Below are 15,070 nucleotides of genomic sequence, written 5' to 3' on the forward strand. Positions count from 1 at the left end.
GTCGGTCGCTGCGCGTCGCTGAGAGCCCGGTGGACGCGGCGCCGTGCTCGAAATCCGGGCAACTGGCGGGTCGCGGCATATTCTGGTGCTGCACGAAGCACCTTTTCGGCCCACGCTTCATGGCGCTGCCGCAGCCTCCAGATGGCACGCCGAAGTTCGGCGAAAACCGCTGCAGCCCAGAGTTTATGGGCCTTTGGCGGTCGCCTAAAAAAAATCTTTGCAGAGCCTGCGCTTCCTCTTAGACTCCGACGTGGCCCATTCAGGAACGCTTTTCGATAGCCTGCTCCCGCCCGTTTCCGGTCTGGTTGTAAGCGATAGAAAGAACGTTTTTGCGGAACCGTAGAGGCCTTTCCACAGACGGGGAGGCGAACAGAATAATGTGAGTTGGGAGTGTGGTAATGGCTGATCGTGAGCACGGCACCGTCAAGTGGTTCAATGACGCCAAGGGCTATGGGTTCATTCAACGTGATAGCGGGGCGGACGTGTTCGTTCATTACCGCGCGATCCGTGGTGAAGGTCACCGCTCTCTGGTCGAAGGCCAGAAAGTCGAGTTTTCCGTTACCCAGGGCCAGAAAGGCTTGCAGGCGGAAGACGTGGCACGCGTCTGAGCCTTGCGGCAACGAAAAAGCCCGCCTTCAGGCGGGCTTTTTCTTGGCGGTTGGATTGTCGCTCGTGCGCCTCGGCCATCACGTAGACGCAGGGTGCGCCATGCGCACCGAAACGAGGGGGGCTGGTGCGCGCGGCGCACCCTACGGCGGCGACCTGTATTGCCGTCGCTCAGTCGGTGCGCCAGACGATTTCCTGCTCGCCTTCGGCATCGACCTTTATCCAGCGCTCGCCTTCTTCCAGGCTCTCTTCTTCCTGCCAGCTGCCGGGTGCGCAGCGCACCTGCACGCCGAGCGCGGCGAAGGCGTCTCGGGCGCAGGCGATGTCGTCGTCCCATGGCGTGGCGTCGCTTTCCAGCATCAGGCTGTGCCACTTGCCGACCGCTTTCGGGACCCAGGTGACGGGAATCCCGGCGGCTTCGCATTTGAAGGTCTGGCCCTTCTGGCGCCAGGCGCTGCAGGGACCGATGGCCTGTTCCAGCCAGGCGGCGACGCTCTGCTGGTCGGCATCCTTCAGGTAGATCTCGATATCCGGTTGGCGCATGGTTTTCTCGGCAATGGCGTGGGCGGCCCGCTACAGGTCGCGTTCGATCCAATCGTAACGTATGCCGACGCCGACCTCTAAGGGGGCGGCGATCACGGCCTCGCGGCGTTCGGCGCTGGCACGCCAGCCGTGCGGGGTCATCGCCAGCAGGTCGGCGCGGGCCTCCGGGCTTTCCAGGCGCAGGCTGAATTCCAGCGTCTCGCTGTGCGCCAGGTGCATGCCGGCGGGGATCAGCGCCAGGTGTTTCTCGTCGTCGTAATCGCGCACTTCATCGTAGAGCTTGCCGCGCAGCGCCATCAGGTGCCCGCTGCTCGGCCCCATGCGCAGCAGCGCGCCGCCCGGTGCCAGCAGGCGCCGCGCCTCCTGCCAGTCGAGCGGACTGAACACGCTGGTCAGCACCTGGCAACTGGCGTCGGCCAGCGGCACCCGTGCCATGCTCGCCACCAGCCAATGCAGGCGCGGATCTCGGCGGCAGGCGCGCTTGATCGCCTCGCGGGAGATGTCCAGCGCATAGCCTTCGCTGTGCGGCAGCGCGGCGCCGATCTGCGCGGTGTAGTAGCCCTCGCCGCAGCCGATGTCCAGCCAGCGCAGCGGCGCGCGTTCGGCGACCAGCTCGGCCAGGCGGCGCGCCAGCGGGGCATAGTGGCCGCCGTCGAGAAAGCGCCGGCGCGCCTCGACCATCGCCGCGTTGTCGCCGGGGTCGCGACTGTTCTTGTGCTGCACCGGCAGCAGGTTCAGGTAGCCCTGGCGCGCGCGGTCGAAACGGTGCCCGGCCGGGCAGGCGACACCGTTGTCGGCGTCGTGCAGCGGGCCTGAGCAGAGCGGGCAGATCAGCATCAGGCGAGCAGCTCGACGAGGGTCTGGTAGTAGATGTCGGTTAGGCGGTCGAGGTCGCTGGCGAGGATGCGCTCGTCGATCTGGTGGATGGTGGCGTTCACCGGGCCGAGCTCGACCACCTGGGTGCCGAGGGTCGCGATGAAGCGTCCGTCCGAGGTGCCGCCGGTGGTCGAGGGACGGGTTTCACGGCCGGTCACCGCGCGGATGCCGCTGGCCACGGCGTCGAGCAGCGCGCCGGGTTCAGTGAGGAACGGCAGGCCGGACAGCGCCCAGTCGATGTGCCAGTCCAGGCCGTGCTTGTCGAGAATGCGGGCGACGCGCTGCTGCAACCCCTCCACCGTGGATTCGGTAGAGAAACGGAAGTTGAACATCGCCGTCAGCTCGCCGGGAATCACGTTGCTGGCGCCGGTGCCGGCGTTCAGGTTGGAAATCTGGAAGCTGGTCGGCGGGAAGAACGCGTTGCCTTCGTCCCAGTGCTCGGCGGCCAGCTCGGCGAGTGCCGGCGCGGCCAGGTGGATCGGGTTCTTCGCCAGTTGCGGGTAGGCGACGTGGCCCTGCTTGCCGCGCACCGTGAGCAGCGCGCCCAGCGAGCCGCGCCGGCCGTTCTTCACCACGTCGCCGAGCAGCGTGCTGCTCGAGGGCTCGCCGACGATGCACCAGTCGAGGCGCTCGCCGCGTTCGCGCAGGCGTTCGACCACCGCGCGGGTGCCGTGTTGCGCCGGGCCTTCCTCGTCGCTGGTGATGAGGAAGGCGATGGCGCCCTTGTGGTTCGGGTGCATGACGACGAAGCGTTCCACCGCGACGATCATCGACGCCAGGCTGCCTTTCATGTCCGCCGCGCCGCGCCCGCAGAGCATGCCGTCCCCGTCGATGTGCGCCTCGAAGGGCGGGTGCTGCCAGCCGTGCAGCGGGCCGGTCGGCACCACGTCGGTGTGCCCGGCGAAGCACAGCACGGGACCTTCGCCGCCGCGGCGCGCCCAGAAGTTGTCGACCTCGCCGATGCGCATCGGCTCCAGTTCGAAGCCGAGTGCGGCCAGGCGCTGCATCATCAGTTCCTGGCAGCCTTCGTCGACCGGCGTCACCGAGGGGCGGCGGATCAGCTCGCAGGCGAGCTCCAGGGTGGCGGAAAGGGGGGCGGAAGGGGCCGTCATGCTGGAACTCCGGAAGGCGGGGCAGGCTGCGTCAAAGGGGCGCTATGGTAGCAAAAACGGCGGCCCGAAGGCCGCCGTCAGGGCGTCGCTGCGGGTTCCGCGTCAGGCCGGAACCTCGTCGGGCTGCGCCTGGGGCGGTTTCGGCAGGGACGAGAGCAGCGCCATGATGAGCGCCGCCAGGTAGGGCAGCGACTGCACCAGCAGCATCGCGACCCAGAACTTCACGTCGTTGCTCGGCAGGCCCTGGACGATGGCGATGCCCAGCGCCGCGCCCCACAGCAGCAGCATCACGAACACCTCTTCGCGGGCTTCCGCCAGCGCCACCAGGATGCCGTGGTTGGAGGCCATCTTCGGGGTGCGGAAGAACGGAATGCTCTTGGTGAAGAACCCGTACAGCACCGCCTTGGCGATGGTGTGCGACAGCGCCAGGCCGGCGACCGCGGCGCAGAACGCATCCTTCAGGTTGACCCCCACGGCGCGCCGGTAGAGGAAGATGATCTTGCCGACCTTGAAGAAGAACAGCGCCAGCGGCGGCAGGGCGAAGATCAGCAGCGGCGGATCGACCCGCGTCGGCACGATGATCATCGCCGCCGACCAGAGCAGCGCGCCGAGGGTGAAGAAGATGTTCATGCCGTCGGCGACCCAGGGCAGCCAGCCGGCGATGAAGTGATAGCGCTGGCCGCGCTTGAGCTCCGAGCCCTTGCCCAGCAGCAGCGCGCGGGCATGGCCCTTCATGATCTGGATGGCGCCGTAGGCCCAGCGGAAGCGCTGCTTCTTGAAGTCGATGAAGGTATCCGGCATCAGCCCCTTGCCGAAGCTGTCGTGGGCGTAGGCGGCCGAATAGCCCTTCTCGAACACGCGCAGGCCCAGTTCGGCGTCCTCGCAGATGGTCCAGTCGGCCCAGCGCAGTTCGTCCATCACCGTGCGGCGGATCATCGTCATGGTGCCGTGCTGGATGATCGCGTCGCGGTCGTTGCGGGTGACCATGCCGATGTGGAAGAAGCCCTTGTACTCGGAATAGCAGAGCTTCTTGAACAGGCTTTCGTTTTCGTCGCGATAGTCCTGCGGCGACTGCACCACGGCGATGCGCGGGTCGGCGAAGTGCGGGACCATGTGCTTGAGCCAGTTGCGGTCGACGCAGTAGTCCGAGTCGATCACCGCGACGATTTCGGCGTCGGGCGCGGTGTGCGGCAGGATGTAGTTCAGCGCGCCGCCCTTGAAACCGTGCAGCGGCGCGACGTGGAAGAAGCGGAACCGCGGGCCGAGCTGCTCGCAGTAGTCGCGTACCGGCTCCCACACCGCCGGGTCCTTGGTGTTGTTGTCGATGATCAGGACTTCGAAGTCCGGGTAATCGAGGTTGGCCAGGGCGTCGAGGGTCTGTTTGACCATCTCCGGCGGCTCGTTGTAGCAGGGCACGTGCACCGAGACCTTGGGCCGGAAGCTGCTGTCGCCGACCACCGGGATGAACGGCCGGCGGCGTTTGTGCACCCAGACCACCTCGGCCAGCTCATGGGCTTCGGTGAGCAGCACGATGAACACGCCGAGGGCGCCGATGCCGAGCAGCGCGCCCACCGTCAGGCTGAACCAGGTCGCGTACTGCTGGCTGTAGTCGTAGCCGATCCACACCAACGCCGAACCGCCGACGAAGGCGACGAAGGTCAGGAAGGTGCGACCACGCTGGCGCAGCGCGCTACCGTCGATCAGCAGCAGGGCCAGCGACAGCAGCGCCATCACCACCGAAGCGACCGCCAGCAGGCGCCATTGCGGGATCGCCACGACCGGGCCTTCGAAGGCGAACTTGGCCTGCCGGTTGAGGTTGTAGACCCCCCAGTAGGCGCCCACCGAACCCTCGTCGCTGGCTTTCCACGGCTGGTCGAAAGCCTCGATGACGAAGTAGTTGTAGCCCTGGCTGTTCAGCTTGTTGACCAGCGTGCGCAGGTACACGGCCTGGTCGGCCTGGGTGGCATCGGCGCCGCCGCGCATGCGCCCGTTGCTCGGCCAGCCGACCTCGGAGATCAGCAGCGGCTTTTTCGGGAACAGCTTGCGCAGGTCGCGCGCGCGGTCGAGGACGAACTGTCCGGCGTCCTCCATCGGGATGAATTCCCAGTACGGCAGCACGTGAGCGGCGATCAGGTCGGCGTGCTTCGCCAGCTCCGGGTGCTCTTCCCAGATGTGCCACTGCTCGGACGTGGACACCGGCACCTTCACCGCCGCGCGCACGCGATCCATGAAGGCGATCAGTTGCTCGGCGGTGACTTCCTCGCGGAACAGCGCCTCGTTGCCCACGGTGACGCGAACCACGCTGCGCGAGTGGTTGGCCAGATCGATGGCCTTGGCGATCTCGCGCTCGTTGCGTTCCTGGTCGTTGCTGATCCAGATACCCAGGGTCACGCGCAGACCGAATTCCTCGGCGATCGCCGGAATGTTGGCCAGCGCGCCGTCCACCGAGTAGGTGCGGATGTTGTCGGTGTGCTTGCTCAGCAGCTCCAGGTCCTGGCGGATTTCCTCATCGCTCGGGTACACGCCCTGTTGCGGGCTCTGGCCCTGGCGGAACGGCGAATAGGAGAAGCCGGAGATCTGCGCGGGCCAGTCCGGCGCACTCACCGGGCGGTTGTAGAGCGCCCAGAAACCGGTGAACAGCGCCGCGATGGCCAGGAAGACCACCAGGTTGAGACCAAATTTTCGCGATGACATAGGTGCTTTCAGGTTCCGATGCGTGGAACGGGGGAGGGCGGCGAGCGCCGTCGGCGCGCATCCTACTCTGGCGTCCGCGCCAGTGTACAGGCGCGCTGCGGAGCGATCCGGGCCGCTGTTCGCAGCCTACAGCCTTGGGCCTTGCGGGGGTGAAGAAGTTCGCCGCACGCCACGCGCTGCGGGCGCTGCGCCCGATGCCGGTCGCGCGGAAAAAGGCAGGGCTCAGCGGCCTCGGTTTTCCTGCGCAACGTCGCCGCGTGGCGATCCGGGCTTTATCTGCGCGGCGCCCGGTCCAATAATGCGCACCGGTTTTTCTTCCGAGGTGAGCATGAGTACAGACGATCAGCGTTTCGGGGGCATCGCCCGGCTCTATGGCCGCGATGGACTCGAACGCCTGGCCGCGGCGCACGTGGCGGTGGTCGGTATCGGCGGCGTCGGCTCGTGGGCGGCGGAAGCGCTGGTGCGCTCCGGCGTCGGCGAGATTTCCCTGTTCGACCTCGACGACGTCTGCGTCAGCAACACCAACCGTCAGGCGCATGCGCTGCTCGACACCGTAGGCCGGGCCAAGGTCGAGGTGATGGCAGAGCGCCTGCTGGCGATCAATCCGGCGTGCCGCGTACACGCCGTGGCGGACTTCGTCACCCGCGAGAGCATGGCCGAGCACATCACCGGGAACCTCGACTGCGTGCTCGACTGCATCGACAGCGTCGCCGCCAAGGCCGCGCTGATCGCCTGGTGCAAGCGACGCAAGATCCAGATCGTCACCACCGGCGGCGCCGGCGGGCAGATCGACCCGACGCAGATCCAGGTCGCCGACCTGAACAAGACTTTCAACGATCCGCTGGCGGCCAAGGTGCGCTCGACCCTGCGCCGCGACTACGCCTTCTCGCGCACGCCGGGGCGCAACTACAGCGTGCCCTGCGTGTTCTCCACCGAGCAGCTGCTCTACCCGGCGCCGGACGGCACGGTCTGCCAGTCCAAGGCGTTCGTCGGCGAGGGCGTGAAGCTCGACTGCGCCGGCGGTTTCGGTGCGGTGATGATGGTCACCGCCAGCTTCGGCATGGCCGCTGCGGCCAAGGCGGTGGACAAGCTGGTGGCCGGCGCGCGGCGCCCGGCCGAGCGGCAGACGCGCCTCGAATGAGCCTTCTCGGCGCCGACCGCGCCGCGGCCGTATAATCGTCGGCCTTTTCGCTTTACTACCGCGCCGTGCCTGCGGCGCGGGCTTCCCATGAGATCCCTGCGATGATGAATAACGATGTGCTGCGCAGCCTGCGCTACATGCTGGATGTCAGCGAGCCCAAGCTGGTGAAGATCTGCCAGTTGGCCGATTACAGGGTCAGCATCGAGGACATGGCCGCCTACCTGAAGAAGGATGACGAGGAAGGCTTCCAGCCCTGCAGCGACGAAGTCATGGCGCACTTCCTCGACGGCCTGGTGTTCTACAAACGCGGCAAGGACGAGAGCCGGCCGCGCCTCCCCGTGGAGAAGCGCATCACCAACAACGCCATCCTGAAGAAGCTCCGCGTGGCCTTCGAGCTGCGCGACGAGGACATGCACGCCATTCTCGAAGCCGCGGAGCTGCCCATGGGCAAGGCCGAGCTGAGCGCGCTGTTCCGCAAGCCCGGCCACAACAATTACCGCGAATGTGGCGATCAGGTGCTGCGCAACTTCCTCCGTGGCCTGACCCTGCGCGTGCGCCCCGCGGACTGACTAACGCGGTTTCTTCGGCTTGCGCGGCTTCGACGGGTTGCGCTTCGCGCCGCCGTGTTCGGCGATCAGCCGGTCGGCTTCGGCGGCGCGTTCGGCCAGCGGCGCCGGTGCCTCCGTCAGGCCGAGGCGCACGGCCAGCTTGCCGGCGTCGAAGGGCGCCTTGACCTTGATGTCGTTGTCGAAATAGCAGAACAGGTCGCGCCGCTTGCGCGAAGGGGGCTTGCGCTCGACGATCAGCCGCGCGTCGTCCACCTGGCCGCCTTCGCTCCAGGCCTTCATCCGCCGCGCCCAGTCGTCCAGCGCCGCGTCGGTGTAGCCGCTGGCGTAAAGCTCCTCCTCGCCATGCAGGCGCAGGTAGACGAAGTCGCTGGTGACGTCCTCCTTCAGCGGCCACTTGCCCGCGGTATCCGCCACCACCAGCGCCACGTCGTGCTCGCGCAGCATGTCGACGAAGGCGCGATCCTCGAAGCTGGCGTGGCGGATCTCCACCGCATGGCGCATCTTTCGCGGCTCGTCGATCGCCAGGTGGGTGCGTCCCTCCATGCGCGGCTCATGACCGCGGGCGATGTGCAGCGCTTTTTCGGTGTCGTGCGGCAACAGGCGCAGGAAGGCCTCGAACTGCTCCGGATCGAAATGGAAGCTCGGTGGAAACTGCCAGAGGATCGGCCCCAGCTTGCGCTGCAGGCGCAGCAGGCCGGAGGCGAAGAAGTTGGCGATGGGCTTTTCGACGTCGTCGAGCCGGCGGATGTGGGTGATGTAGCGCGGCGCCTTGACGCTGAAGACGAAGTCCTCGGGCGTCTCGTCATGCCAGCGCGCCCAGCTTTCCGGGCGTTGCAGCGAGTAGAAGGAACCGTTGATCTCGATGCTGCCGACCGCGCGGGAGGCGAACTGCAATTCGTCGTCCTGGCGCAGCGTGTCCGGGTAGAAGACGCCGCGCCAGGGCGCGTAACGCCAGCCGGATATGCCGATGCGGATGTCTGCGCTCATGTGCTCTCTGCCTTGGGACGTTCAGGCAGTCGACTGCGGGTGGCAGGAACGGGTTCCGGGCGGGCGACCACAAGGCGCGGTGCGCGCGGCGCACCCTACGAAACGCCGCCAGCCCCGCGCGTCCGTATCGGCGCGTTGCCGCCGGTTCACGCCTCCGCGCCCAATCCCCGCGCTTCCCGTAGGGTGCGCCATGCGCACCGTGGCGCGCGGATCAGTGCGTTGCCGCCAGTTCACGCCCCCACACTTGCCGTAGGGTGCGCCATGCGCACCGTGGCGCCCGGATCAGTGCGTTGTAGCCAGTTCACGCATCCGCTTGAGCACGGCGTTCAGCCCGTTGCTGCGCGACGGGCTGAGCTGGCGCTGCAGGCCGAGTTGGGCGAACCAGTCGGCGAGGTCCAGCGCCGCCAACCCGGCGCCGTCCAGCCCCTCGATGCGTGCCAGCAGCAGCGCCAGCAGGCCACGCAGCAGGCGCGCATCGCTGGCCGCGCGAAAGTGCAGCGCCTGATCACGGCGCTCCGCCACCAGCCAGACCAGGCTCTCGCAGCCGTGCACGCGGTTGGCCTCGCTGCGTTCGGCCGCGTCCAGCGGCTCCAGGCGTTCGGCCCACTGCAGCAGGAGGCGCGCGCGCTGTTCCCAGCCGGGAAGCTGGGCGAACGCGTCCAGTGCCTGCTGTGCCAGCGGCGGCAATTCGCTCATCGCAGCAGCTCCAGGGCGGCATCGAGGGCGGCGAAGAAACGCCGCAGGTCCTCGCCGTCGTTGTACAGCGCCAGCGACACGCGGACCGCGCCGGCCAGACCGAGGCGCTCGTACAGCGGCATCGCGCAATGGCTGCCGACACGCACCGCGATGCCCTGTTCGCCGAGCAGGTGCGCCAGGTCGGCGTTATGCACGCCGTCGACGGCGAAGCAGGCCAGGGCGATCCGCGGCGCGCCGAGCAGGCGCACGCCATCGCGGGCGGCGAGGCCGGCCAGCAGTTCGGCGTGCAGCGCGGCTTCGTGGGTGGCGACGGCCGTGTCATCCAGCCCGTCCAGGTAGTGCAGCGCGGCGCCGAGGCCGATCACGCCGGCAATCGGCGGCGTTCCGGCCTCGAACCCCATGGGCGCCGGATGGAAGTCGGCGTCCTGGAACCCGGCACGGCGGACCATCTCGCCACCGAACTGCCAGTGGCGCAGTCGGGCCAGGGCGTCGCTGCGGCCGTAGAGCACGCCGACGCCTTCCGGGCCGTAGAGCTTGTGGCTGGAGAATGCGTAGAAGTCGCAGCCCAGAGCCTGCAGGTCATGCCGGCCGTGCACCGCGCCCTGGGCCCCGTCGACCACGCTGAGGGCGCCCTGCGCGCGGGCCAGTGCCAGCAGCTCTGGCAATGGCTGCCAGCGGCCGAGCACGTTGGACAACTGGCTGACCGCGAGCAGCCGGGTGCGTGCGCCGATCAGCGTGGCCGCCGCGGCGAGGTCGATATCGCCCTCGGCGTCCAGCGGCAGCACCACCAGGTTCAGCCCGCGACGGTGCGCCAGCTGTTGCCAGGGCAGCAGGTTGGCGTGGTGCTCCAGGGCGCTGACGACGATCTCGTCGCCTGGCTGGAACAGGTGCTCCAGGCCGTAGGCGAGCAGGTTGAAGGCCTCCGTGGCGCCGCGGGTGAAGACGATTTCCGCCGGGCTGGCGGCATTCAGCCATTGCGCCACCTTCAGCCGGGTCGCCTCGAAGGCGCGCGTGGCCCGGTCACCGGGCAGGTGCTGGGCGCGGTGCACGTTGGCGGCGCCGCTGCGGTAGTAAGCGTCCAGGGCTGCGAGCACCGGCTCCGGCTTCTGCGCGGTGGCGGCGTTGTCCAGGTAGGTCTGGCCCTCGGCCTGCAAGGCCAGGATGCCGGGAAAGTCGGCGCGCCAGGGCGAGTTCAGTGGCATGGCTGCGGTACCGCGAAATGTCTGCCGAGCATGAATGGAAAGGCCGGGCATGGGCCCGGCCTGAGTGTTTTGTTGCCAGGCGATGGATATCGGCGCTGCACGCCTCGACCCATCCTACGGCCTGCTACGGAAGGTTCGTAGGGTGGGTCGAGCCGGCGATACCCATCAGTTGTGCGCGTGCAGGGCTTCGTTCAGTTCGATGGCGGTCTTGTTGGTCTTGCATTCCACCGCGCCGTTGCGCGAGTTGCGGCGGAACAGCAGGTCCGGCTGGCCGGCCAGGTCGCGTGCCTTGACCACGTTGACCAGGGCGTTCTGGTCGTCCAGCAGGGCGACCTTGGTGCCGGCGGTGATGTACAGGCCGGCCTCGACGATGTTGCGGTCGCCCAGTGGGATGCCGATGCCGGCGTTGGCGCCGATCAGGCAGCCTTCGCCGACCGAGATGATGATGTTGCCGCCACCGGACAGGGTGCCCATGGTCGAGCAGCCGCCGCCGAGGTCCGAGCCCTTGCCGACGAACACGCCGGCGGAGACGCGGCCCTCGATCATCCCCGGACCTTCGGTGCCGGCGTTGAAGTTGACGAAGCCCTCGTGCATCACCGTGGTGCCCTCGCCGATGTAGGCGCCGAGGCGCACACGGGCGCTGTCGGCGATGCGCACGCCACTCGGCACCACGTAGTCGGTCATTTTCGGGAACTTGTCCACCGAGACCACTTCCAGCAGCTTGCCGACCAGGCGCGCTTCCAGTTGGCGCTCGGCCAGTTCGCTCAGGTCGATGGCGCCGGCGTTGGTCCAGGCGACGTTCGGCAGCAGCGGGAAGATGCCGCTGAGGTTCTGCCCGTGCGGCTTGACCAGGCGATGGGAGAGCAGGTGCAGCTTGAGGTAGGCCTCGGGGGTCGAGGTGAGCGCGGTGTCTTCGGCGAGCAGGGTGGCGACCAGCGGGTTGGCGCTTTCCGCCAGGCGGGTCAGCAGCGCGGACTGCGCGGCGTCGATGCTGCGCAGCGCGGCCGACATCTCGCGGGCCTGGTTGCTGGTGAAGGCGATCGCCTGGTTGCCGCCTTCGTAACCGAGGATCGGCGCCACGGCGGCGACCAGCTCGGCGCTGGGGGCCAGCAGCGGCTGGGAATAGAAGACTTCCAGCCACACGCCTTTGCGATTCTGCGTGCCGAGACCGAAGGCCAGGCTGAACAGGGTAGAGGACATGGTGATTTCCTTTTGTCTGGCAGGGCGCCTTGCGCCTCTGTGATGAATGAGTGTCAGTGGTTCAGGGCCGCGTCGTACAGCTCGGGTTTGAATCCGACCAGGGTGCGCGATCCCAGGTCGAGTACCGGGCGCTTGATCATCGACGGCTGGGCGAGCATCAGTTCGATGGCCCGAGCCTGGTCGAGATCGGCCTTCTGCGCGTCGTCCAGCTTGCGAAACGTGGTTCCGGCGCGGTTCAGCACGGTTTGCCAGCCGTGTTCGTCACACCAGCGTTCGAGGCTGGCGCGGTCGATGCCGCTGGCTTTGTAGTCGTGAAAAACATAGTCGACGGCGTGTTCGTCCAGCCAGCTGCGGGCTTTCTTCATCGTGTCACACGCTTTGATTCCGAACAGGGTGCGATTCATCGTGGTGGGTCTGGTAACGTTGTCGAGCCTGGGAGTATGCCATCAGAGCGGTCGCCGATCTGCAATGCGATGGCGCGAAATCACCGGCAGGTTGTCAGAGCCCGTTGCACGGGCCTCGCGATCCGGAGCCGTTTCCGGGTCATCGCGTGCCCCGCCAAGGACCGTTTTCGATGCAATTGCTCCATACCATCCTGGTCATGCTGCTGGTCGTCGGCGGGACCCGCCTGACCGCGCAGTTCCTCCCGGTTCCCCTTCCGCTGATCCAGATCGCCGCGGGCGGACTGCTGGCGCTGCCGGCATTCGGTCTGCACGTCAGGCTCGATCCTGAACTCTTCATGTTGCTGTTCATACCGCCGCTGCTGTTCGCCGACGGCTGGCACATGCCCAAGCGCGAGTTCTGGCGGTTGCGCACGCCGATCCTGACCCTGGCGTTCGGCCTGGTGCTGTTCACCGTGCTGGGCGCCGGCGCCTTCATCCACCTGCTGTTGCCGGACCTGCCGTGGGCGGCGGCCTTCGCCCTGGCCGCGGTGCTGTCGCCGACCGATGCGGTGGCGGTCGCGGCGATCACCCACGGGCGCCTGCCGCGCGCGCTCAACCACATCCTGCAGGGCGAGGCGCTGATGAACGATGCGTCCGGCCTGGTGGCCTTCAAGTTCGCCGTGGCGGCGGCGCTGACCGGGCTGTTCTCGCTGGGCGATTCGAGCCTGGATTTCGTCCTGGTCGCGGCGGGCGGCATCGTCGTCGGTATCCTGCTCGCCTGGGGACTGGGCTGGCTGCGTGGCTGGATGATCGACCGTGGCTGGGACGATCCGGCGACCCATGTGGTGTTCCTGCTATTGCTGCCGTTCGCCACCTATGTGCTCGCCGAGCACCTCGGCGTGTCCGGCATCCTCGCCGCCGTGGCCGCCGGCATGATGCAGAGCCGCCAGGACCTGCTGCCGCGGCAGACCACCACGCGGCTGCTCAACCACAGCGTCTGGGCGATGGTGGAGTACAGCTTCAACGGGCTGGTATTCCTGCTCCTCGGGTTGCAGCTGCCGGATATCGTCAGCGCCGTCACCCGTGGCGTCGACGACCTCTGGCTGACCGTCGCGCAGCTGTTCGCCTACGTGCTGCTGGTGTTCCTCGTGCTGATGGCGCTGCGTTTCCTGTGGATGTACGCCTACTGGCGGATTTCCGCACGGATTCGCCAGTGGCGCGGGCGGCCGAGCACTTTCGCGGGGCAGTCCTGGACGCGCCTCACGCTGCTGCTGTCGCTGGGCGGCGTGCGTGGTTCGGTGACCCTGGCCGGTGTGATGTCGCTGCCGCTGGTGCTGGGTGACGGCAGCGGCTTCCCGCAGCGCGACCTGCTGATCTTCATCGCCGCCGGGGTGATCCTCGCCTCGCTGGCGGTGGCCAGCATCGGCCTGCCACTGCTGCTCAGGGGCATGCCGGCGGACGACGGCGAGGAGCGTGACCGCGAGCGCCGCCGGCTCTGGCGCAAGACCGCCGAGGCGGCGATCCGTGCGCTGGAGGCGCAGGCGGAAGAGCCTGGCGAGGATGCCGAAACGGCCGCGCTGGTGGCGGAAACCAAGGCGCGGATCATGGCCGAGTACCGCGATCAGCTGGATCGCCACGACAGCGACGAGGAGACTCGCCAGCGCGCCCGCAAGGTGCGGGCCCTGGAAGGGCGCTTGCGTGTGCACGCGCTGCGTGCGCAGCGCCTGGAGCTGTACCGCCTGCGCCGCGAGCACCTGCTCGACGACGAGATCGTCAGCGGCCTGCTGCGCGACCTCGACATCCGCGAGGCGCAGTGGCAGCAGGGCTGAGGCGAACCCTGCGCAAGGCTAGCGCCGTTGCAGGAACGCGCGGATGCGCTCGGCGGCTTCGACGCATTCGGCCAGCGGCGCGACCAGCGCCATGCGCACGCGGCCGGCGCCGGGGTTGAAGCCGTCCACCTCGCGCGACAGGTAGGAGCCCGGCACTACGGTGACGTGCTCCTCGGCGAACAGCGCCCGGGTGAACGCGGCATCGTCCATTGGCGTTTTCGCCCACAGGTAGAAGCCGCCGTCCGGGCGCTGCACGTCCAGCACCGGCTCGAGGATGTCCAGCGCGGCGTCGTATTTCGCCCGGTACAGGTCGCGGTTTGCGCGCACGTGGGCTTCGTCGCCCCATGCCGCCACGCTGGCCAGTTGGGTCTGCACCGGCATCGCGCAGCCGTGGTAGGTGCGATAGAGCAGGAAGGCCTTGAGGATGTCCGCGTCGCCGGCGACGAAGCCCGAGCGCAGCCCCGGCAGGTTGGAACGCTTGGACAGGCTGTGGAACACCACGCAGCGTCTGAAATCGCTGCGGCCCAGTTCGGCGCAGGCGCTGAGCAGGCCCGGCGGCGGGTTCTCCTCGTCGAAGTACAACTCGCTGTAGCACTCGTCGGCGGCGATCACGAAGTCGTGCTCATCGGCCAGGGCGATGAGCTTCTTCAGCGTCTCCACCGGCACCAGCGCGCCGGTCGGGTTGCCCGGCGAGCAGAGGAAGAGAATCTGCGTGCGCTGCCAGACCTCCGCCGGCACCGCGTCGAAATCCGGGTTGAAGCCGTTTTCCGCCAGGCACGGCAGGTAGTGCGGCGTGGCCCCGGCGAGCAACGCCGCGCCCTCGTAGATCTGATAGAACGGGTTCGGGCTGACCACCAGACCGTTGGCGCTGCGCTCGACCACCGTCTGGGTGAAGGCGAACAGCGCCTCGCGCGTGCCGTTCACCGGCAGTACGTGGCGCGCCGCGTCCAGCCAGCCCTCGGGCACGCCGAAGCGGCGCTGGCACCAGCCGGCGATGGCTTCGCGCAGGGCCGGAATGCCCAGCGTGGTCGGGTACACCGCCAGTTGCGCCAGGTTGTCGCTCAGCGCCTGGGCGACGAACGCCGGTGAGGCGTGCTTGGGCTCGCCGATGGACAGCGCGATCGGCGTCTTGCCGGCCACCGGCTGCACGCCCGCGAGCAGCGCCCGCAGTTTTTCGAAGGGGTAGGGTTGCAGGGTGTCGAGGGCGTTGTTCATGCGAAGGCGGTCTCGTG

General features: G+C 67.9%; 14 protein-coding genes. 4 read left to right on the forward strand and 10 right to left on the reverse strand.

Features of this window, described 5'->3' with window-relative positions:
• The first annotated feature begins 398 nt into the window (after positions 1 to 398).
• Positions 399 to 608 (forward strand): cold-shock protein, encoded by a 210-nt coding sequence (locus B3E91_RS07750; protein ID WP_090226589.1) that lies wholly within the window; start codon positions 399 to 401, stop codon positions 606 to 608.
• Positions 609 to 777: 169 nt separating this feature from the next.
• Here the strand turns inward: B3E91_RS07750 and B3E91_RS07755 are convergent, their stop codons facing one another.
• The 4 genes from B3E91_RS07755 to B3E91_RS07770 form a co-directional block, all read right to left on the reverse strand.
• Complete coding sequence (locus B3E91_RS07755) at positions 778 to 1,149, reverse strand: hypothetical protein (RefSeq protein ID WP_273231703.1); 372 nt, start codon at positions 1,147 to 1,149, stop codon at positions 778 to 780.
• Between the two features lie 30 nt (positions 1,150 to 1,179).
• On the reverse strand, positions 1,180 to 1,986 hold the full coding sequence (locus B3E91_RS07760) for a putative RNA methyltransferase (RefSeq protein WP_287028962.1): 807 nt from the start codon (positions 1,984 to 1,986) through the stop codon (positions 1,180 to 1,182).
• Positions 1,986 to 3,137, reverse strand: coding sequence for a succinyl-diaminopimelate desuccinylase (gene dapE, locus B3E91_RS07765; RefSeq protein ID WP_287028963.1), 1,152 nt, complete (start codon positions 3,135 to 3,137; stop codon positions 1,986 to 1,988). Before dapE ends, B3E91_RS07760 begins: the two co-directional genes overlap by 1 nt.
• A gap of 102 nt (positions 3,138 to 3,239) precedes the next feature.
• Positions 3,240 to 5,831, reverse strand: coding sequence for a glycosyltransferase (locus B3E91_RS07770; protein WP_287028964.1), 2,592 nt, complete (start codon positions 5,829 to 5,831; stop codon positions 3,240 to 3,242).
• A gap of 328 nt (positions 5,832 to 6,159) precedes the next feature.
• Between B3E91_RS07770 and tcdA the strand changes: the two genes are divergently transcribed.
• Together tcdA and B3E91_RS07780 are read left to right on the forward strand one after the other, a co-directional pair.
• Positions 6,160 to 6,972 carry a tRNA cyclic N6-threonylcarbamoyladenosine(37) synthase TcdA gene (gene tcdA / locus B3E91_RS07775; RefSeq protein ID WP_287028965.1) on the forward strand — a complete coding sequence of 271 codons (813 nt, stop codon included), beginning with the start codon at positions 6,160 to 6,162 and terminating at the stop codon, positions 6,970 to 6,972.
• 101 nt (positions 6,973 to 7,073) lie between these two features.
• A complete protein-coding gene (locus B3E91_RS07780) occupies positions 7,074 to 7,541 on the forward strand; it encodes a DUF1456 family protein (RefSeq protein ID WP_273231715.1) in 468 nt (155 codons plus the stop codon).
• On the opposite strand, the gene B3E91_RS07785 is transcribed toward B3E91_RS07780, so the two are convergent.
• The 5 genes from B3E91_RS07785 to B3E91_RS07805 all read right to left on the reverse strand — a co-directional run bounded on the left by B3E91_RS07785 (position 7,542) and on the right by B3E91_RS07805 (position 12,030).
• A complete protein-coding gene (locus B3E91_RS07785; protein ID WP_273231717.1) occupies positions 7,542 to 8,528 on the reverse strand; it encodes a DUF72 domain-containing protein in 987 nt (328 codons plus the stop codon).
• A gap of 282 nt (positions 8,529 to 8,810) precedes the next feature.
• On the reverse strand, positions 8,811 to 9,224 hold the full coding sequence (locus B3E91_RS07790) for a SufE family protein (RefSeq protein ID WP_273231719.1): 414 nt from the start codon (positions 9,222 to 9,224) through the stop codon (positions 8,811 to 8,813).
• Positions 9,221 to 10,426, reverse strand: coding sequence for an aminotransferase class V-fold PLP-dependent enzyme (locus B3E91_RS07795; RefSeq protein ID WP_273231720.1), 1,206 nt, complete (start codon positions 10,424 to 10,426; stop codon positions 9,221 to 9,223). Before B3E91_RS07795 ends, B3E91_RS07790 begins: the two co-directional genes overlap by 4 nt.
• Positions 10,427 to 10,591: 165 nt before the next feature.
• Entirely contained in the window at positions 10,592 to 11,626 is a 1,035-nt protein-coding gene (gene dapD, locus B3E91_RS07800) for a 2,3,4,5-tetrahydropyridine-2,6-dicarboxylate N-succinyltransferase (protein ID WP_273231723.1), read from the reverse strand.
• A gap of 53 nt (positions 11,627 to 11,679) precedes the next feature.
• The gene (locus B3E91_RS07805; RefSeq protein WP_090226620.1) at positions 11,680 to 12,030 is read right to left on the reverse strand and encodes an ArsC family reductase; all 351 of its coding nucleotides are present in this window, start codon (positions 12,028 to 12,030) and stop codon (positions 11,680 to 11,682) included.
• A gap of 170 nt (positions 12,031 to 12,200) precedes the next feature.
• Between B3E91_RS07805 and B3E91_RS07810 the strand changes: the two genes are divergently transcribed.
• Positions 12,201 to 13,838: a Na+/H+ antiporter gene (locus B3E91_RS07810; protein WP_287028966.1), complete on the forward strand. Its 1,638-nt coding sequence runs from the start codon at positions 12,201 to 12,203 to the stop codon at positions 13,836 to 13,838.
• Positions 13,839 to 13,856: 18 nt separating this feature from the next.
• Here the strand turns inward: B3E91_RS07810 and dapC are convergent, their stop codons facing one another.
• The gene (gene dapC, locus B3E91_RS07815; protein ID WP_287028967.1) at positions 13,857 to 15,053 is read right to left on the reverse strand and encodes a succinyldiaminopimelate transaminase; all 1,197 of its coding nucleotides are present in this window, start codon (positions 15,051 to 15,053) and stop codon (positions 13,857 to 13,859) included.
• Positions 15,054 to 15,070: the final 17 nt, after the last annotated feature.

The organism is Pseudomonas sp. UBA6310 (assembly GCF_002438225.1).
GTDB lineage: Bacteria > Pseudomonadota > Gammaproteobacteria > Pseudomonadales > Pseudomonadaceae > Pseudomonas_O > Pseudomonas_O kuykendallii.

Bases quoted from the DNA above. Each gene is read 5' to 3' on its own strand.
- B3E91_RS07810 (WP_287028966.1), top strand. From the start codon at position 12,201: ATGCAATTGCTCCATACCATCCTGGTCATGCTGCTGGTCGTCGGCGGG.
- dapC (WP_287028967.1), bottom strand. From the start codon at position 15,053: ATGAACAACGCCCTCGACACCCTGCAACCCTACCCCTTCGAAAAACTG.
- B3E91_RS07770 (WP_287028964.1), bottom strand. From the start codon at position 5,831: ATGTCATCGCGAAAATTTGGTCTCAACCTGGTGGTCTTCCTGGCCATC.
- B3E91_RS07795 (WP_273231720.1), bottom strand. From the start codon at position 10,426: ATGCCACTGAACTCGCCCTGGCGCGCCGACTTTCCCGGCATCCTGGCC.
- B3E91_RS07755 (WP_273231703.1), bottom strand. From the start codon at position 1,149: ATGCGCCAACCGGATATCGAGATCTACCTGAAGGATGCCGACCAGCAG.
- B3E91_RS07805 (WP_090226620.1), bottom strand. From the start codon at position 12,030: ATGAATCGCACCCTGTTCGGAATCAAAGCGTGTGACACGATGAAGAAA.
- dapD (WP_273231723.1), bottom strand. From the start codon at position 11,626: ATGTCCTCTACCCTGTTCAGCCTGGCCTTCGGTCTCGGCACGCAGAAT.
- dapE (WP_287028963.1), bottom strand. From the start codon at position 3,137: ATGACGGCCCCTTCCGCCCCCCTTTCCGCCACCCTGGAGCTCGCCTGC.
- B3E91_RS07780 (WP_273231715.1), top strand. From the start codon at position 7,074: ATGATGAATAACGATGTGCTGCGCAGCCTGCGCTACATGCTGGATGTC.
- B3E91_RS07760 (WP_287028962.1), bottom strand. From the start codon at position 1,986: ATGCTGATCTGCCCGCTCTGCTCAGGCCCGCTGCACGACGCCGACAAC.
- tcdA (WP_287028965.1), top strand. From the start codon at position 6,160: ATGAGTACAGACGATCAGCGTTTCGGGGGCATCGCCCGGCTCTATGGC.
- B3E91_RS07785 (WP_273231717.1), bottom strand. From the start codon at position 8,528: ATGAGCGCAGACATCCGCATCGGCATATCCGGCTGGCGTTACGCGCCC.
- B3E91_RS07790 (WP_273231719.1), bottom strand. From the start codon at position 9,224: ATGAGCGAATTGCCGCCGCTGGCACAGCAGGCACTGGACGCGTTCGCC.
- B3E91_RS07750 (WP_090226589.1), top strand. From the start codon at position 399: ATGGCTGATCGTGAGCACGGCACCGTCAAGTGGTTCAATGACGCCAAG.